The organism is Oceanisphaera sp. (assembly GCF_052084945.1).
Lineage (GTDB): Bacteria > Pseudomonadota > Gammaproteobacteria > Enterobacterales > Aeromonadaceae > Oceanimonas.
This window is the reverse complement of the sequence record NZ_JBQDEX010000045.1, coordinates 1-19283: the sequence shown is the minus strand read 5'-3', so window position 1 is coordinate 19283 and position 19283 is coordinate 1. Positions and strand designations below refer to the sequence as shown.

General features: G+C 47.4%; 14 protein-coding genes. 11 read left to right on the top strand and 3 right to left on the bottom strand.

All coding sequences use genetic code 11. The features are described from left to right. Window positions 1-58: 58 nt before the first annotated feature. Window positions 59-1345, bottom strand: coding sequence for a citrate synthase (locus ACTHY5_RS06010; protein ID WP_441877750.1), 1287 nt, complete (start codon window positions 1343-1345; stop codon window positions 59-61). 351 nt (window positions 1346-1696) lie between these two features. Here ACTHY5_RS06010 and sdhC point away from each other — a divergent pair, with 351 nt between their 5' ends. The 9 genes from sdhC (at window position 1697) to ACTHY5_RS05965 (ending at window position 13134) form a co-directional block, all read left to right on the top strand. Next, window positions 1697-2086 (top strand): succinate dehydrogenase cytochrome b556 subunit, encoded by a 390-nt coding sequence (sdhC, locus tag ACTHY5_RS06005; protein ID WP_208005027.1) that lies wholly within the window; start codon window positions 1697-1699, stop codon window positions 2084-2086. Next, window positions 2080-2424: a succinate dehydrogenase, hydrophobic membrane anchor protein gene (gene sdhD / locus ACTHY5_RS06000; protein WP_441877749.1), complete on the top strand. Its 345-nt coding sequence runs from the start codon at window positions 2080-2082 to the stop codon at window positions 2422-2424. The genes sdhC and sdhD overlap by 7 nt, the downstream gene beginning before the upstream one ends. A 1-nt stretch (window position 2425) precedes the next feature. Continuing rightward, window positions 2426-4192 (top strand): succinate dehydrogenase flavoprotein subunit, encoded by a 1767-nt coding sequence (sdhA, locus tag ACTHY5_RS05995; RefSeq protein WP_441877747.1) that lies wholly within the window; start codon window positions 2426-2428, stop codon window positions 4190-4192. A 15-nt stretch (window positions 4193-4207) separates the two neighbouring features. Continuing rightward, window positions 4208-4930, top strand: coding sequence for a succinate dehydrogenase iron-sulfur subunit (locus ACTHY5_RS05990; protein ID WP_441877745.1), 723 nt, complete (start codon window positions 4208-4210; stop codon window positions 4928-4930). A gap of 93 nt (window positions 4931-5023) precedes the next feature. Continuing rightward, the gene (gene sucA / locus ACTHY5_RS05985; RefSeq protein ID WP_441877752.1) at window positions 5024-7837 is read left to right on the top strand and encodes a 2-oxoglutarate dehydrogenase E1 component; all 2814 of its coding nucleotides are present in this window, start codon (window positions 5024-5026) and stop codon (window positions 7835-7837) included. Between the two features lie 18 nt (window positions 7838-7855). Beyond that, the gene (gene odhB / locus ACTHY5_RS05980) at window positions 7856-9055 is read left to right on the top strand and encodes a 2-oxoglutarate dehydrogenase complex dihydrolipoyllysine-residue succinyltransferase (RefSeq protein WP_441877743.1); all 1200 of its coding nucleotides are present in this window, start codon (window positions 7856-7858) and stop codon (window positions 9053-9055) included. A gap of 74 nt (window positions 9056-9129) precedes the next feature. Then, window positions 9130-10296, top strand: coding sequence for an ADP-forming succinate--CoA ligase subunit beta (sucC, locus tag ACTHY5_RS05975; RefSeq protein ID WP_441877742.1), 1167 nt, complete (start codon window positions 9130-9132; stop codon window positions 10294-10296). A 4-nt stretch (window positions 10297-10300) separates the two neighbouring features. Continuing rightward, complete coding sequence (gene sucD, locus ACTHY5_RS05970) at window positions 10301-11173, top strand: succinate--CoA ligase subunit alpha (RefSeq protein WP_441877740.1); 873 nt, start codon at window positions 10301-10303, stop codon at window positions 11171-11173. 347 nt (window positions 11174-11520) lie between these two features. Beyond that, window positions 11521-13134 (top strand): methyl-accepting chemotaxis protein, encoded by a 1614-nt coding sequence (locus ACTHY5_RS05965; RefSeq protein ID WP_441877738.1) that lies wholly within the window; start codon window positions 11521-11523, stop codon window positions 13132-13134. Between the two features lie 201 nt (window positions 13135-13335). Here the strand turns inward: ACTHY5_RS05965 and ACTHY5_RS05960 are convergent, their stop codons facing one another. Next, the gene (locus ACTHY5_RS05960) at window positions 13336-14412 is read right to left on the bottom strand and encodes a transporter substrate-binding domain-containing protein (protein ID WP_441877737.1); all 1077 of its coding nucleotides are present in this window, start codon (window positions 14410-14412) and stop codon (window positions 13336-13338) included. A gap of 144 nt (window positions 14413-14556) precedes the next feature. Next, a complete protein-coding gene (xseA, locus tag ACTHY5_RS05955) occupies window positions 14557-15885 on the bottom strand; it encodes an exodeoxyribonuclease VII large subunit (RefSeq protein WP_441877735.1) in 1329 nt (442 codons plus the stop codon). Between the two features lie 157 nt (window positions 15886-16042). Between xseA and guaB the strand changes: the two genes are divergently transcribed. Beyond that, on the top strand, window positions 16043-17506 hold the full coding sequence (guaB, locus tag ACTHY5_RS05950) for an IMP dehydrogenase (protein ID WP_441877733.1): 1464 nt from the start codon (window positions 16043-16045) through the stop codon (window positions 17504-17506). Window positions 17507-17606: 100 nt separating this feature from the next. Then, the gene (gene guaA / locus ACTHY5_RS05945) at window positions 17607-19184 is read left to right on the top strand and encodes a glutamine-hydrolyzing GMP synthase (protein ID WP_441877731.1); all 1578 of its coding nucleotides are present in this window, start codon (window positions 17607-17609) and stop codon (window positions 19182-19184) included. Window positions 19185-19283 lie beyond the last annotated feature (99 nt).

Genomic DNA, 19283 nt, shown 5'->3' with positions numbered 1-19283 from the left:
ATAAAAAAGGCCGACATTTGCATGTCGGCCTTATCGCGATATTACCGCGTGGCTGGCGTTATCTTTCTACCTGAGAGGTAAAGTCACGTTCAGCAGCACCGGTGTAAAGCTGGCGCGGACGACCAATCTTCTGTTTAGGATCAGACATCATCTCATTCCAGTGCGACATCCAGCCTACAGTACGAGACAGCGCGAAAATCACGGTGAACATACTGGTAGGAATACCCACCGCTTTAAGCACTATGCCCGAATAGAAGTCGACGTTCGGATAAAGCTTACGCTCAACAAAGTAAGGGTCAGACAACGCAATACGCTCAAGTTCCATGGCTACATCGAGCAGTGGATCTTCAATTTTGAGATCGTCTAATACTTCATGACAGGTTTCACGCATTACAGTGGCTCTAGGGTCAAAGTTTTTATACACCCTATGACCAAAGCCCATTAGGCGGAACGGGTCATCTTTGTCTTTAGCGCGAGCAATAAACTCAGGAATATTATCCACTGAGCCAATTTCTTCTAACATGTTCAAGCAAGCTTCGTTAGCGCCGCCGTGAGCAGGTCCCCACAGCGATGCAATGCCTGCAGCAATACATGCAAATGGGTTAGCACCACTAGAGCCGGCTAGTCGAACGGTAGAGGTTGAAGCGTTTTGCTCATGATCTGCATGCAACGTAAAGATGCGATCCATAGCGCGCTCAACAATAGGATTAACCTTGTACTCTTCGCACGGTACTGCAAACATCATTTGTAAAAAGTTAGCCGCATAGCTTAAATCATTGCGCGGATACACAAATGGCTGACCAATAGAGTATTTATACGCCATGGCTGAAATAGTTGGCAGCTTAGCAATCATACGGTGCGCAGATGTTTCGCGGTGCGATTGATCGGTAATGTCCATCGGGTCGTGATAAAACGCTGATAAACCAGCAATAACACCACATACAATCGACATTGGGTGCGCATCACGGCGGTAACCCTTGAAGAAAGACGACAGCTGCTCGTGCACCATGGTGTGGCGCATAATGCAGTGTTGAAATTTCTCAAACTGCTTGGCGGTAGGGGCTTCTCCGTAAAGCAGTAGGTAGCACACTTCCAGATAATTAGCTTCTTTTGCTAATTGGTCGATAGGGTAGCCGCGGTACAACAAAATACCTTTACCACCGTCGATATAAGTAATATCAGATTGGCAAGATGCTGTTGCCATAAAACCGGGGTCATACGTAAAGTATCCATGTGAACCTAGGGTACTGATATCAATTACATCGTAACCCGCTGTGCCTGAAGAAATAGGAAGCTCAACTGGCTCCTGGCCGGGCAAATGCAGGGTGGCTTTGTTGTCAGCCATAGCACGTCTCCTTTGCTTTTTTATAATAGGTCCGTAGATAAGCATTTTTACATAGTTTAAATGATTGTTTAACTATTAATGCATCCTACGGTGCGAGCATATTGAAAACAGAACAGGGGGGTGATGTCAATTTTACTGACCATTTTATGTCACTGTAGCGCTCGTTGTGCGATCAACTTTACAATTTTGGCAAATGGCTCAAGCACTTCGTTGTAATTAAAAAATCCCCTTCATATACTGAGGGCGAAGGTATATGAAGCTGTAGTGGGGCAATGTTAAACATATGTTTCCACTTCGTATACTTGGGCTATGTCTATCTAAAACAATAACTAACGTGCTCTTTTGAGCCAAGTGGGCAAGACCGTGACTAAAAAACAGAGACCTGTAAACCTCGATCTACGGACTATCCGCCAACCTGTCGCTGCAATTTCTTCAATCCTGCACCGGGTTTCCGGCGTGATCACATTGTTCGCACTCGCCATCCTACTGTGGCTGTTAAGCTACTCGCTTTCGTCTGAAAAAGGGTTCTTAGCAGTTGTTGATATTCTCGACGGCTTTATCGTCTGGTTTATTATGTGGGGTATTTTAACTGCACTAGCTTACCACATAGTAGGTGGCATCCGTCATCTCATTATGGACTTAGGCTATTGTGAAGAACTGGAGTCGGGAGCACTGAGTGCCAAGGTGGCACTGGGGATCACTGCGGTATTATCACTGCTAGCGGGGATAATGGTATGGTAACGAATTCTGCAAGCATTGGCCGCAGTGGTGTACACGACTTTATGTTGTTGCGTGTTACCGCGGTCATTATGACTTTATATACCCTGTACTTAGTTGGGTTTATCGCCTTTAATGACATCACTTATGATGTATGGGCGGGCTTTTTTGCCAAAACCTTTACTAAGGTGTTTACGCTATTGGCGCTGTTAAGTGTGTTAATTCACGCTTGGATTGGCGCTTGGCAGGTACTATCCGATTACGTGAAGTGCGCCATGCTCCGTGGTGCAGCACAGTTTGGGGTAGTGGTGTTACTGCTGGTTTATGTGATGACCGGTGTTGTCGTACTGTGGGGTGTATAAGGTGACTATTAGCATTCGCGAATTTGACGCCGTGGTTATCGGCGCCGGTGGTGCAGGCATGCGTGCCGCGCTGCAAATAGCAGAGTCGGGCAAAAGCTGTGCGCTTTTGTCTAAAGTATTTCCAACCCGTTCTCACACCGTATCTGCACAAGGTGGCATTACCGTTGCTTTAGGTAATACCCATGAAGATAACTGGGAATGGCACATGTACGATACCGTTAAAGGCTCCGATTATATTGGTGACCAAGACGCGATTGAATTTATGTGTCAAACCGGGCCTGAAACGGTACTTGAGTTAGAAAAAATGGGCCTACCATTTTCAAGACTCGACAACGGAAAAATTTATCAGCGCCCCTTTGGTGGCCAGTCATTAAACTTTGGTGGTGAACAAGCGGCACGTACTGCTGCGGCATCAGACCGAACTGGCCATGCGCTACTGCACACTCTGTATCAGCAAAACGTAAAGCATAAAACCACCGTATTTTCTGAGTGGTATGCGCTTGATTTGGTGAAAAATGCTGACGGTGATGTGGTGGGCTGTACGGCCATTGATATTGAAACTGGCGATCTGGTGTACTTTAAAGCCAAGGCCACTATTTTAGCCACTGGCGGTGCCGGTCGTATTTATCAGTCTACCACCAACGCGCACATTAACACCGGTGACGGTGTGGGCATGGCATTGCGTGCTGGCGTACCCGTGCAAGACATGGAAATGTGGCAGTTCCACCCAACAGGCATTGCTGGTGCAGGTACCCTGGTGACTGAAGGTTGTCGTGGTGAGGGTGGCTATCTGTTGAATAAAGATGGCGAGCGCTTTATGGAGCGTTATGCGCCTAATGCCAAAGACTTGGCCAGCCGTGATGTGGTTGCGCGCTCTATGATGATTGAAATTCGTGAAGGCCGCGGCTGTGATGGACCTTGGGGCCCACACCTCAAGCTGAAACTCGATCATTTAGGCAAAGAGGTACTGGAGTCACGTCTGCCCGGTATTTGTGAGCTATCACGCACCTTTGCCCACGTTGACCCTGTGGTTGAGCCAATTCCGGTTATTCCTACTTGTCACTATATGATGGGTGGCGTGCCAACAAACGTAAACGGTCAAGCGCTGGGTAAAGATGCTGACGGCAACGATATTCCAGTTAAAGGTTTGTTTGCGGTCGGTGAAATTGCTTGCGTATCGGTACATGGTGCTAACCGCTTGGGCGGTAACTCCTTGCTTGACTTAGTGGTATTTGGCCGTGCTGTAGGTCGCCACTTGGTAGAAGCATTGCAAGAGCTTAGTGATGTAAAAGACGCCACAGACGCAGACATTGATGCGGCCATGGCGCGTTATAATCGCTGGGAAAATAACCGCGACGGTGAAGATCCGGTGCAAATTAAGAAAGACTTGCAAGAGTGCATGCAACATAACTTTTCGGTATTCCGTGAAGGTGATGCCATGGCCGAAGGCTTGGCAGAGCTGAAGAAAATTCGCGAGCGTTTGAAAAATGCCCGCTTAGATGACACTAGCTCCGATTTTAATACTCAGCGTATTGAGTGTTTAGAGTTAGATAACCTAATGGAAACGGCCTATGCCACTGCGGTTGCGGCTAACTTCCGTACCGAAAGTCGTGGTGCTCACTCTCGATTTGATTACCCCGATCGTGATGATGAAAACTGGTTATGCCACTCCTTATACAGCCCTAACACTGAGTCTATGAGCACGCGGCCTGTGAATTTGTCACCGAATCATCGTGACGCATTCGAGCCAAAAGCACGGACTTACTAAGGGGAGGAGATAAAGATGCAAGTTACAATTTCAGTTTATCGTTACAACCCAGAAACCGATGCCAAGCCATATATGAAAGACTATCAGCTTGAGGTAGCCGAAGGCTCCGACATGATGGTTCTGGATGCACTATTGGCATTAAAAGAGCAAGAGCCGAGCTTATCGTTTCGTCGCTCATGCCGCGAAGGGGTGTGTGGCTCCGATGGTATGAATATGAACGGTAAAAATGGTTTGGCCTGTATCACGCCATTATCTGATCTGCTTAAGCAGAGTAAGAATAATACGGTGGTGATTCGTCCTTTGCCTGGTTTACCTGTGGTACGTGACTTGGTTATTGATATGACCCAGTTCTACACCCAGTGGGAAAAAATTAAACCGTTCTTGATTGCTGATGAAAAGCTGCCACCGGCACGTGAACATCTGCAATCACCGCAAGAGCGAGCTAAGCTAGACGGGCTTTATGAGTGCATATTATGTGCTTGTTGCTCAACGGCGTGTCCGTCTTTTTGGTGGAATCCAGATAAGTTTATTGGCCCAGCAGGTTTACTCGCAGCTTATCGCTGGTTAGCAGACAGCCGTGACACCGGTGATAATGAACGCTTGTCTGAAATGGAAGATGCTTTTAGTGTATTCCGTTGTCATGGCATTATGAACTGCGTGGATGTCTGTCCAAAAGGACTGAACCCCACTAAAGCAATTGGTAATATTAAGTCAATGTTATTAAAGCGGTCAGTTTAGTAGAGCCGTAGTATGAATCGCCGTCCATTAGGGCGGCGTTTACACAATGACCCAACGACAGTAGCCCTGTCGAGACGTAATAAAGGGATAAAAATGCACAATGGCGTTATGCAAGCCTGGCTGGAATCCTCTTACCTGGCCGGTGCCAATGCGACCTATGTAGAAGACCTGTACGAGGATTATCTTTCCGATCCTGAGTCGGTTCCTGAGCAGTGGCAAACCGTGTTTAGCGAATTGCCTATTCCTCAAGATGGCGTACCCGACCAGCCTCATTCACAAGTCAGAGATTACTTTCGCCGCCTTGCTAAAGACACCTCACGCTATGCCACACCGGTTAGCGACCCCCATACGGATTCGAAGCAGGTTAAAGTACTGCAGCTAATCAACGCTTATCGTTTTCGTGGCCATCAAAATGCTACCCTAGATCCACTTAATTTATGGGCGCGTAAAACCGTTGCCGAACTGGATCCTGCGTTTCATAATTTAACGGGTTCCGATCTGGACGCTACCTTTAACGTGGGCTCTTATGCTATTGGCCAAGAGACCATGAAGTTAAGCGACTTGGTCTCGGCACTTAAAAAAACGTATTGCGGCTCTGTAGGTGCAGAATATATGCACATTACCAGTACCCGCGAAAAGCGATGGATTCAAAGCCAGCTTGAAACAGTAGTGGGTGATCCCCAATTTAGCCAAGAAGATAAACTGCGCTTTTTAGATAGCCTAAGCGCAGCTGAAGGGCTCGAAAAATACCTAGGTGCCAAATTTCCTGGCGCCAAGCGTTTCTCGCTTGAAGGTGGCGATGCGCTTGTGCCGATGACCAAAGAGCTGATCCGACGCTTTGGTGAGCATGGCGGTAAAGAAGTTGTGATTGGCATGGCTCACCGTGGTCGTTTAAATATGCTGGTTAACGTATTGGGTAAACGGCCACAAGATTTATTTGATGCCTTTGCCGGTAAATATGAAACCGAAAGCTCAGGTGACGTTAAATATCACATGGGCTTTAGCTCCGACTTTGCCACCCCGGGTGGTAACGTGCATTTAGCACTGGCGTTTAACCCTTCTCACTTAGAAATTGTTAATCCTGTGGTTATTGGCTCGGTACGTGCACGTATGGACCGCTTATCAAACCCAGATGGCCGTCAAGTATTGCCGATTACCATTCACGGTGACTCGGCCTTTGGTGGTCAAGGTGTGGTCGCCGAAACCTTTAATATGTCGCTAACCCGTGGTTACGGGGTAGGCGGTACCGTGCGTATTGTGATTAATAACCAAGTAGGCTTTACCACCTCTAATCCAAAAGATATGCGCTCTACCGAATACTGTACCGATATTGCCAAAATGGTACAGGCGCCTATTTTCCACGTTAATGCCGACGACCCCGAAGCGGTCGTACAAGTGACTCAGCTGGCGCTAGACTATCGTAATGAGTTTGGCCGCGATGTGGTTATCGATTTAGTTTGTTATCGTCGCCATGGCCATAACGAAGCTGATGAGCCCAGTGCTACTCAGCCACTGATGTACAAAAAAATTAAGCAACACCCCACGCCACGTAAAATTTACGCCGATAAGCTGATTGCCAATGGCACTATTTCAGCGGAAGACACCACTGGGATGATCAATGAATATCGTGATGTCTTGGATTGTGGCGAGTGCGTGGTGAAAGAGTGGCGCTCTATGGATAAAACCACGGTTAACTGGGCACCCTATCTTAATCACGAATGGGACATGGTGTATGAAGACAGCTACGACTTAGACAAGCTAAAAGCATTGGCTGAGCGGGTAACTAGCTATCCAGACAGCCATACTCTGCAGCGTCAAGTCAGCCGTATTTACGATGACCGTAAATTAATGGCGAAAGGCGAAAAAATGGCAGACTGGGGCTTTGCTGAAGTCTTGGCTTATGCCACCTTGTGTGAAGATAAGTACGAAGTACGCCTAACCGGTCAAGATTCGGGCCGTGGCACTTTCTTCCACCGCCATGCGGTATTGCATAATCAAGACGATGCCAGCACCTATACACCACTGCGCCATCTATCGGAAGGCCAAGGTCAATTCCAAGTATTTGACTCGGTATTAAGTGAAATGTCGGTGATGGCTTTTGAATATGGCTATGCCACTGCCGAACCCGATGGTTTAACCATTTGGGAAGCGCAGTTTGGTGACTTTGCCAACGGCGCCCAAGTGGTTATAGACCAATTTGTAAGCTCAGGGGAGCAAAAGTGGGGCCGTATGTGCGGCTTAACCTTATTGCTACCTCACGGCTATGAAGGTCAGGGGCCTGAACACTCCAGTGCGCGTTTAGAGCGTTATTTGCAACTGTGTGCTGAACACAATATGCAAGTGGTGGCTCCCACCACGCCTGCACAAGTGTTCCACATGCTACGCCGTCAGGTACTGCGCCCCATGCGTCGCCCATTAGTGGTGATGTCGCCTAAGTCATTATTGCGCCACCCCTTAGCGGTGTCAGACTTAGAAACCATGGCCAGCGGTACATTTTTGAACGCGATTGGTGAAATAGATGATCTAGATCCCAAAGGCGTGACACGGGTAGTGCTGTGCTCAGGCAAGGTGTATTACGATTTGTTAGAAGCAAGACGTAAAAACGAACAAACCGATGTTGCCATTGTTCGCATTGAGCAGTTATACCCTTTCCCGCAAAAAGAGGTTGGCGCTATTCTTGAAGATTATCAGCATGTAACTGATTTTGTGTGGTGTCAGGAAGAGCCGCAAAACCAAGGCGCTTGGTATTGTAGCCAACACCACTTCCGTGCGGCTATCCCCGCCGGAGCAAGTTTATGTTATGCCGGCCGTGATGCTTCTGCCTCACCGGCGGTAGGTTATACCTCGGTACATTTACAACAACAAAAAGCACTGGTCGAAGACGCACTGACGCCGACACAAGCTTAACGCACTAAGGACATATTGATGACCATCGAAATCAAGGTTCCAGACTTACCAGAGTCCGTCGCCGATGCCACTATCGCGACTTGGCACAAACAGCCTGGTGATCAGGTTGAGCGTGATGAAATTATTGTCGATATTGAAACCGACAAAGTGGTACTGGAAGTACCGGCTCCAGAAGCAGGAACACTAGAAGCGATTGTTGAAGATGAGGGCGCGACTGTGTTGAGTCAGCAACTCATTGGTAAATTAAAAGCAGGTGCTGTTGCCGGTGAAGCAACCAAAGAAAAAACGGCCACAGCGAGCGCTGATGAGAGCAAAGCAGACAGTAAAGCCGAAGATGATAGTCTGAGCCCTGCGGTACGCCGGTTAGTGGCTGAGCACAGTGTTGACGTGGCTAAGGTATCGGGTTCAGGTAAAGGTGGACGCATCACTAAAGAAGATGTAGAAGCCTATATTAAGCAGGGTAACAAAAAGACCAGCACGCCAGCACCAGTTGACCCTATTATTGCTTCACCCGAAGAGCGCACTGAAAAACGGGTTCCTATGAGCCGACTGCGTAAACGTGTCGCAGAGCGCTTATTAGAGGCGAAAAATACCACTGCCATGTTAACCACCTTTAACGAGGTGAACATGGGGCCGATTATGGCGTTGCGCAAGCAATACCAAGAGCAGTTTGAAAAGCGCCACGATGTGCGTTTAGGCTTTATGTCGTTTTATGTGAAAGCGGTAGTAGAATCACTGAAGCGCTTCCCTGAAGTCAACGCATCATTAGACGGTGATGATATTGTGTATCACAACTATTTTGATGTGAGTATCGCAGTATCGACCCCTCGAGGCTTGGTTACGCCTGTGCTGCGTGACTGTGATCGCTTGAGCTTGGCTGATATTGAAAAAACCATTAAAGAGCTGGCGATTAAAGGACGTGACGGTAAGTTAACCGTTGATGATATGACCGGCGGTAACTTTACCATTACTAACGGTGGCGTCTTTGGTTCACTGATGTCTACGCCGATTATTAACCCGCCACAAAGTGCCATTTTGGGAATGCACAAAATTGAAGACAGACCTATGGCGATTAATGGTGAGGTGGTGATACAACCCATGATGTATTTGGCGTTGTCTTACGATCACCGCATGATTGACGGTCGAGAATCGGTGGGTTTCTTAGTCTCTATTAAAGAGCTACTTGAAGATCCAACGCGCTTGCTGTTAGATGTATAACCCATAATAATAAAAGGTCGAACTTAGGTTCGACCTTTTTTTTCCTCTGAACCCCAACAAAATGGAAACACAACATGAATTTGCATGAATATCAGGCAAAGAAACTGTTTGCTGACTACGGTTTACCCGTATCAGAAGGCTATGCATGTGACAATCCACAGGAAGCAGTGGAAGCCGCCAGTAAACTCGGCGGAGATATGTGGGTAGTTAAATGTCAGGTTCACGCCGGCGGCCGAGGTAAGGCGGGCGGTGTTAAACTGGCAAAAACCAAAGAAGAAATAAGAGAGTTTGCCGAATTTTGGTTAGGTAAACACCTTGTGACCTATCAAACCGATGCCAAAGGGCAGCCGGTGGCTAAAATTTTGGTGGAAGCCTGTAGTGATATAGATAAAGAACTCTACTTAGGTGCCGTGGTCGATCGCGCCAGTCGTCGCGTGGTGTTTATGGCGTCTACTGAAGGCGGTGTTGAAATAGAAAAAGTGGCACAAGAAACGCCAGAGCTTATTCATAAGGCGGCCATAGACCCTTTAGTGGGGCCACAAGCGTATCAGGGCCGTGAACTGGCGTTTAAGCTGGGGCTTGAAGGTAAGCAAATTAAACAGTTTACCCAAATTTACTTAGGTCTAGGGCAGATGTTTTTAGATCTTGATTTTGCCTTGCTTGAAGTTAACCCTTTGGTGATCACCAAAGCCGGCGATTTATTATGCCTAGATGGTAAAGTCAATGTAGATTCTAATGCCATGTATCGCCAGGCTGAGTTACAAGACATGCACGATGCCTCTCAAGACGATGCCCGTGAAGCCCATGCTGCAAAGTGGGAACTCAACTATGTGGCGCTAGATGGCAATATCGGTTGCATGGTGAACGGGGCAGGGCTTGCCATGGGTACTATGGATATTGTGAACTTGCACGGCGGTGAACCGGCCAACTTTTTAGATGTAGGCGGCGGTGCGACTAAAGAGCGGGTGACCGAAGCCTTTAAAATTATTCTCTCTGACGATAATGTAAAAGCCGTACTGGTGAATATTTTTGGCGGTATTGTACGTTGCGATATGATCGCTGACGGTATTATAGGGGCAGTGAAAGATGTGGGTGTAGCCGTGCCTGTTGTGGTGCGCCTTGAAGGTAATAATGCTGAGGCGGGCACAGCTAAGCTTGCTGAGTCTGGTTTAAATATTATTGCCGCTACTAGCTTGAGTGATGCCGCCCAGCGCGTGGTTGACGCCGCACAGGAGAAATAATTGCATGAGCATTTTGATTAATAAAGACACCAAGGTGATTTGCCAAGGCTTTACTGGCGGTCAGGGCACGTTTCATTCTGAGCAAGCGATTGAATATGGCACCCAAATGGTGGGCGGCGTCTCACCAGGTAAAGGCGGCAGTACTCATTTAGGTTTGCCGGTATTTAACACGGTACGCGAAGCCGTTGCGGCCACAGGGGCTAGCGCCACTGTGATTTATGTGCCAGCGCCCTTTTGTAAAGATGCCATTTTAGAGGCCATAGATGCAGGCATTGAGCTGATTGTAACCATTACCGAAGGCATTCCAACACTGGATATGTTGGAGGTAAAAGTGAAATTAGAGCAAACCGGCGTGCGTATGATTGGTCCCAACTGCCCAGGTGTGATAACCCCAGGTGAGTGCAAAATTGGCATTATGCCAGGCGACATTCACCGCAAGGGCCGAGTAGGTATTATCTCACGCTCCGGTACTTTAACCTATGAAGCGGTGAAGCAAACCACAGATGAAGGTTTTGGCCAGTCAAGCTGTGTAGGCATTGGTGGTGACCCGATTCCGGGAGCCAACTTTATCGACATTCTTGAATTGTTTGAGCAAGACCCCGGTACCGAAGCCATTGTGATGATAGGTGAAATTGGTGGCACGGCCGAAGAAGAAGCGGCAGCTTATATTAAGGCACATGTGACTAAGCCTGTGGTGTCTTACATTGCTGGTGTAACGGCGCCTGCGGGCAAACGCATGGGCCATGCTGGCGCCATTATTTCGGGTGGCAAAGGCACGGCGGATGAAAAATTTGCGGCCCTAGAAGATGCCGGCGTTAAAACCGTGCGTTCACTGGCTGATATTGGCAGTGCATTGCGTGAAGTGACCGGCTGGTAAGCACGGGTCGTAAGGTGTGAAGCGTGAGGGGGGAGATGGCTAAATATCTCACCCCCTTTTTTATGGCTTTTTTGTAGGCGAACGTCTTAAACAATAGAAAACCTTTGCCGCGGAATTCTCGAAAAAATAGAGAGCCGTTCTGAAAAGCACAACTGGAAGCGATACGCCTGACACAAAATAAAGTGCTTCCCGCTTTGATGTTTGGTTTTTTAGCTCGGTACTACCCTCCCTCATTAAAAACTTAGCCTTACTGCATGATCTAGATCAATCAATCTAATTATTGATGTTTATTAACATTTTGTTTATTTTAGACTGTCACTCTGTAATGCTAGCTGAGATTAAAAATAATGCGCAACCTCTCTTTAAACTGGAAGATTATTATTCCACTTCTAGTGACATTTATTTTGGTATTTATCTTGTGCTTTATTGTATCTACCAAGTTACAACGTACCCTGGCTTTAACATTAGCTGAAGAGAAAATAGAAACCACTGCTAACTTGTATATGGATCAGCTTAACGTGCTGATGGAAAATGGCGTTATTCATAAACGGCAAATAGTACAAGATAAAGTACAAGCGGAGCTGGGTATTCAGCAAGCACGAGTGATACGAGCACCTGCTGTGAGTAATATCTTTGGTCCAGGTGCTGCGGATCAAGGCATAGAAGATGAGCTAGACCGCCGTGCTATTGAGCAAGGCGAAACCGTACTGGATTTACATTTAGATGATGAAATTCCCAGCCTAACATTAGTTAAGCCTTATAAAGCATTTAAAGAATATAGAGGTACGGCCTGTTTACAGTGTCATGTTGTAGATGAAGGCACCGTTATGGGAGCGGTGCGTATTAGCTATGACTTAAGTGATACCTTTGGTCAAATACATCATAATAATTTGCGGCTGGGCGGCGTACTATTAATCGTCATGTTATTAGCTGGTATTTTATTATGGTTGATTCAAAACCATTACCTTAAGAATCCTATTCTTAATATTAGTTATCGCTTACAAGAGTTTGCAAAAAATCGTGATTTAACATCACGATTAGTGCCCATGGGAGACGATGAGCTGGGGAGCTTGGTGGTGTCTGTCAATGGTATGTTAAGTAGCTTTCAAAATAGCTTACGTGAAGTACAACAAGTGACGGGGCGCATTTATAGCGCGGCGGATCAAATTCAGCACGGCGCCGAACAAACAGACAGTTCGGTAAAAGCACAAGATCAAGAAACCGCACTCATTGCTACCGCCGTCAATGAAATGGAAGCCTCTGCGCAAGAGGTGCGCGAAAATGCGCGACTTACCGCCGAAACTTCAGAGCAAAGTAACACCTTTGCACTTACCGCCAATAAACAAGCCCAAGTCGCTGTGGCTGGCATAGAAGAGCTAAATGGTGAAATAGGCCGTATTGAGAAAGTGATCCGTACCTTAGATGATCGCTGTCATCAGGTTGATACGGTTATGGATATGATCAAAGGCATTGCTGAGCAAACTAACCTACTGGCTCTTAATGCAGCGATAGAAGCTGCGCGAGCTGGGGAGTCGGGCCGTGGCTTTGCGGTGGTGGCAGATGAGGTGCGTACTTTATCACTGCGCACCCAAGACTCGGCGCAAGAAATTACCGGCATGATCCACCTGCTACAAAGTGAAGCCAAAGAAGCTGTATTAGCCATTGAACAGGCAGAAAGCCAAGCAATGAGTAGTGTGTCTAGTACTCAAGCGGCCATGACATCGTTACAAGATATTGTAGAGCAGGTGCAGCGTATTAATGAGCTAAATGCGCTTGTTTCTACTTCGTCGGATGAACAAAGTTCGGTATGCGCAGAGGTAAGTTACAACATCACTCGCGTGCGTGATTCATCAGGCGAAACCTTGTTGCAGTCTACTTCTGCCGCAACCGCCAGCTTGCAGCTAGTGGCCGAATGTAAGGTACTAGAAGAGATGATTAACCACTACCGACTGCAAGATTAGAGTTAAACAGGCGTAAGCGCTAAGCATGAAGCTAAAAAAACACCGAGCCTAATATCAGCTCGGTGTTTTTTTACTTACAACTCATGGCGTCAAGTTGCCTGATACGATAAATGTCATTAGCCCGTAGCGTGTTAGTGGAGTGGCCCCTTTGTTCGGCATCTACAGAAGATAAAGCTGACCACTTACTTAATCCGATTGGTATTACTCCTTACCGAGATAATTGGCACGAACATCGGGCCAGCTGTCTGCCTCTGTGACCCTAAGCACATGCTGAGATATTTGCGCGCGAAGCGGACTCCCATCGGGCAGAGCTAGCGCATAAAGTTGCTGGTCAAACACCCCTGGCAATACCGTTAGCGGTTTATTTTGTTGCATATTGCGATACAGCATTAAGGCACGGTCGTACACAATAGCGTCTGTTTCGCCTTTGCTTACCGACTCCATGGCTTCGGTTAAATTAGGGTAGACCTGATAGCGAATGCGCTCTTCTTCTAAATAACGCTGGCTGGCAGTCTCATCGATGGTTGCTATCAATTTACCTGGCAAGTCGTTGACACTTTGGATGCCCACTCGTAAGTTATTGACGGTTAATGAGCTGGTAATAGCGGCGGTAAAGCTGGCCACCACTATCATGCCGGCAAACATCCAGACCAAGCCAATCACGCGGCCAGCGAATGAGGTCGGTGCTTTATCACCGTAGCCAACCGTGGTCATGGTGACGGCAGCCCACCAGAAGCTGGCGCCAATACCTTGTGCGGCAGAGCCACCAAATTGCTCTGGGTTATGGCGTCGTTCTGCCAGCCATAATAAAAAACCGGCACCCAGCAGTAATGCGCCAAGACCCAACACCACACTTAAGAACTGCCAGCTGACAAAGGCTTTAATGCTATTGAAAATGGTGTTTTCTGGCACTTGGGGGATAGCAATAGACAATCCGGTTTGATAGAAGGGGTGGGTAAAATCAAATCGAGTATCTCGGTCGGCTGTCATGGTTAATGCGCCTACCGCCACATCAATATCTCCGACTTCTACCGCGTCTAACAGCTCTCTAAAGGCCATGGGGTGCCATTCATATTCACGATCCATACCTTTGGCTATCTCTTCCCATAACTCAATACTAATGCCTTCCCAGCGACCGTCTTCAGTTTTCATGGTGAAAGGGGGAACGTCAGTAATACCAATTTTTAAGGGGGGAGCTTTATCGGATACTTGAGCCTGAAGTGGACTACTTAACCCCGCGATCAGTAACAAGGTATAAAAGGTTATTTTTTTTAGCATAGTATGGCCTTAATGTGGGCATGTTCCAGTGATAATAGTGGTTTAAAGTAGACATCTTTTACCCTCAATTTGTCCGCTAACGGTATATTGAAGGCATCAATGTAATGGGTTATATGAATAAAAACGCCCGCTTGGGCGTGATGTTTATTCTACGCGACTGATGATATCGCCATTCGTAAGACGTGTGGTGATGGTATCTCCGGTTTTAACCTGTTGGGCATTGGTTAATACCGACGATTGATGCAATGTAATACTGTAACCTCGTGCCAAAGTGGCGAGAGGGCTCATGGCATTAAGGCGTGTGCCTGCCATTGCCAATTGATGATCCTGACCCTCTATTTTGCTTTTAATTAGCATATTCAGGCGTTGTCCCAAGCTGTTAAGCAGCCCTTGACGGTGTTGCAGTTGTGCTGCTGGATGCTGGTGATGAAAACGCAAATGACTTTGGTCTAAGCGCTGTTGCGCATGCACTAGGCGCTGTTTAAATGCACGTTGTAAGCGAGCTTGCAATTGATCGAGTTGTTGAGCTTGTTGTTGCAACTGCTGGCGTGGGTTTTGTAATTGCAATCGAGCATTGAGTCGTATTAATTGATTATTTTTATCAATAATATTACGGCGCTGTGCCTGTTGTAGACGGTGTTGCCACTGTTGATATTGTAATCGCTGAGCATGACCATCGCGGCTAATCAGTTCTGCCGCGGCCGAGGGCGTAGGGGCACGTAAGTCGGCGACCAAGTCACTTAAGGTAAAATCAACTTCATGACCTATCGCACTCACAACTGGCAAGTGAGAGGCGGCAATGGCGCGTACCAATGCTTCATCATTAAAGCTCCACAAGTCTTCTAATGAACCGCCACCACGGGCCAAGATAATCAGCTCTGTTTCATTACGGCGGTTGGCTGTTTCTAAAGCTGAAACTAATTGACGGGCAGCAATCTCGCCCTGTACTTGGCTGGGGTAAATAATCACGTGTAAGTGTGGCGCACGACGCGCCAAGACGCTTAAAATATCGTGCAAAGCCGCACCTGTGGGTGAGCTAATAATGCCGATGCGAGTGGGGTGGGGCGGTAAAGCTTGTTTACGCTCAACATCAAATAACCCTTCAATGGCTAATTGCTGTTTAAGTGCTTCATATTGCTGTTTAAGTAAGCCATCACCCGCGGGAGTCATAGTGCTGGCCACCAGCTGATAATCACCTCTTGGCTCATAAAGCGTGACTTTACCCATAATAAGCACCTGGTCACCGTTTTTAGGGCGAAAGGCCACACGCTGATTATTACCACGAAACATGGCACAGCGTAGCTGGGATTGATTATCTTTAAGCGAAAAATACCAATGCCCTGAACTTGGAGTGGCTAAGTTAGAAATTTCACCATTCAGTGCCACTGTCCCCATTTCGCCCTCAAGTAATAAACGAGCCTGCCGGTTTAGCCGAGTGACGGTATAGACGTCTGTTAACTTATCTTGCTGCAAAATGGCCTCTGGTGAGTACTTTTGTGTAAAGGGTAAGCGTTTTAGCGCTATTTTGCGCTTAATTCAACAAAATAACAAAAATAGCTTTACCATAAGGGCCAACATGCCTAAAATTCTACTGCAATATTTTTACCCCCCAACTATGGTGAATATTGCAATGCTTAGGATTAAACAAGACGGCTTAACCTTCGATGATGTACTACTGGTTCCTGCTCATTCTACTGTACTCCCCAACACCGCAGATCTGCGTACTCGCCTCACTAAAGAGATCACCCTGAATATTCCCATTGTCTCTGCTGCAATGGATACCATTACCGAAGCCGATTTGGCTATTGCGCTGGCGCAAGAGGGTGGTATTGGCTTTATTCATAAGAATATGTCGATAGAAGCCCAAGCGGCTCAAGTGCGCAAAGTAAAGAAGTTTGAAAGCGGTGTGGTCTCTGATCCCGTTACCGTACGGCCTGAAATGACCATTGGTGATGTACGCGAACAAACCCTCATTAACGGTTTTGCCGGTTATCCTGTTGTTAGTGCTCACGGTGAGTTAGTCGGTATCATTACCGGCCGTGATATGCGATTTGTGCAAGATATGAGTAAGCGCGTTGATGAAGTGATGACCGAGAAAGACCGCTTAGTGACAGTGAGTGCTGGTGCCTCTCGAGATAAAGTAGAAGCGCTGATGCAGCAACACCGAATTGAAAAAGTATTGGTTGTTGGCAATAAAGGTCAGTTAACAGGCATGATTAGCGCCAAAGATTTCCAAAAAGCTGAAAGCAAGCCCGATGCCTGTAAAGATGACCAAGGCCGCTTACGTGTTGGAGCTGCAGTAGGAGCGTCGCCCGGTAACGAGGAGCGCATTCAAGCGCTGGTTGATGCGGGCTTAGATGTGTTGTTAATTGACTCTTCACACGGACATTCTGAAGGCGTACTCGAGCGCATTCGCGAGACTCGTAACGCGTTTCCTGACTTAGCCATTGTGGGCGGCAATGTGGCCACTGCAGCAGGTGCGCTGGCCTTAGCTCAAGCGGGTGCTAGCGCGGTTAAAGTAGGCATTGGTCCGGGCTCTATTTGCACCACGCGTATTGTAACTGGTTGTGGTGTTCCGCAAATTACTGCCGTGGCGGATGCTGTTGAAGCCTTAAAAGAGTTAGACATACCGGTGATTGCCGACGGCGGTATTCGCTTTTCTGGCGACATTGCTAAAGCCTTAGCTGCAGGCGCTAACTGTGTGATGATGGGCTCTATGTTTGCCGGTACCGAAGAATCTCCAGGTGAAATAGAATTATTCCAAGGGCGCTCTTTTAAGTCGTACCGTGGTATGGGATCCTTAGGTGCCATGAGTAAAGGCTCTAGTGACCGTTACTTTCAAACGGATAATGCTGCCGACAAATTAGTGCCAGAAGGTATTGAAGGTCGGGTGCCTTATAAAGGTAAGTTGAAAGAAATCATTCATCAGCAAATGGGCGGTTTACGCAGTGCCATGGGCTTAACAGGCAGTGCCACCATAGATTGTATGCGCACCAAAGCAGAATTTGTTAAGATATCCGGTGCAGGCATTCAAGAATCGCACGTGCATGATGTCACTATTACCAAAGAGGCGCCTAACTATCGGTTAGGTTAATCCAAAAATGCAGTAGACGGGGGCTTGTTCCCCGTTTTCTATTGCCGTCTGCTTCACAGGCGGCCCTTGTACTAAACAAGAAGCAATGAGTAGGAAGACGATGACCAATAATATTCATGATAACCGGATCCTGATCCTGGATTTCGGCTCACAATATACTCAACTGGTTGCCCGCCGCGTTCGGGAGTTGGGTGTTTACTGTGAGCTGTGGGCATGGGACGTAACGGAAGAGAAAATTCGCGACTTTAAGCCCAATGGCATTATTTTGTCAGGTGGGCCTGAGTCCGTTACCGAGCCTAATAGTCCTAGAGCGCCACAATATGTATTTGAAGCCGGCGTTCCGGTATTGGGTATTTGTTATGGCATGCAGACCATGGCTGAGCAGCTCGGTGGTTCGGTTGCCGGCTCTAAACAGCGCGAGTTTGGTTATGCCCAAGTACAGCGCGTGGCGAACAGTGGTCTGCTGACTAATATTGAAGATGCCATCGATAATCACGGCCAACCATTGCTAGACGTATGGATGAGTCATGGCGACAAGGTTGTGGCCTTGCCCGAAGGGTTTGAAAAAACAGCCCAAACCGCGAGCTGCCCCTTTGCCGCGATGGCTGATGAAAAGCGTAAGTTTTATGGCGTACAGTTTCACCCAGAAGTGACTCACACTCGCCAAGGCTCACGCATGTTAGAGCATTTTATTCGTGATGCTTGTGGCTGTGAAGCACTGTGGACGCCTGCTACCATTATTGACGATGCCGTTGAGCGTATTCGTGAGCAAGTAGGCAGCGACAAAGTATTATTAGGCTTGTCGGGCGGTGTGGATTCATCGGTCACGGCCATGCTGTTGCACCGAGCTATTGGCTCACAGTTGACCTGTGTGTTTGTTGATAACGGTTTATTGCGTTTAAACGAAGCTGCTCAAGTAATGGAAATGTTTGGTGATAAATTTGGCCTAAACATTATTCATGTGCCCGCAGAAGATCGTTTCTTGTCAGCCTTAGCCGGTGAAGACGAGCCAGAAGCCAAGCGTAAGATCATTGGCCGCGTGTTTATTGAAGTGTTTGACGGTGAAGCCAGCAAGATCAAAGACGTTAAATGGTTAGCACAAGGCACCATTTATCCCGATATCATTGAATCTGCAGGGGCTGGCACCGGCAAAGCACACGTGATTAAATCTCACCACAACGTGGGTGGTTTACCAGAAGACATGGAAATGGGTCTGGTTGAACCGCTAAAAGAATTGTTTAAAGACGAAGTGCGCCGCATTGGTTTAGAGCTTGGTCTACCATACGACATGCTTTATCGCCATCCTTTCCCAGGGCCTGGCTTAGGCGTGCGCGTATTAGGCGAAGTGAAAAAAGAGTACTGTGACTTGTTGCGCCTTGCTGATGCTATTTTTATTGAAGAGCTGCACAAGCACGACTTATACAATAAAGTCAGCCAAGCGTTCACCGTATTCTTACCGGTACGTTCTGTGGGTGTAATGGGTGATGCCCGTAAATACGACTGGGTTGTATCACTGCGTGCGGTTGAAACCATCGACTTTATGACCGCCCACTGGGCACACCTGCCTTACGATTTCTTAGGTCATGTGTCTAATCGTATCATCAACGAAGTAAATGGCATTTCTAGAGTCGTCTACGATATATCAGGCAAGCCACCTGCGACTATCGAGTGGGAATAACTAGCAAGCCTGAATAGGGCTGACTGCTGGCTAATACCAAAAATCAGAAGGGCGCTTAGGCGCCCTTTTTTTGTTTAAGGGGCAAGACTTTTTGCCACG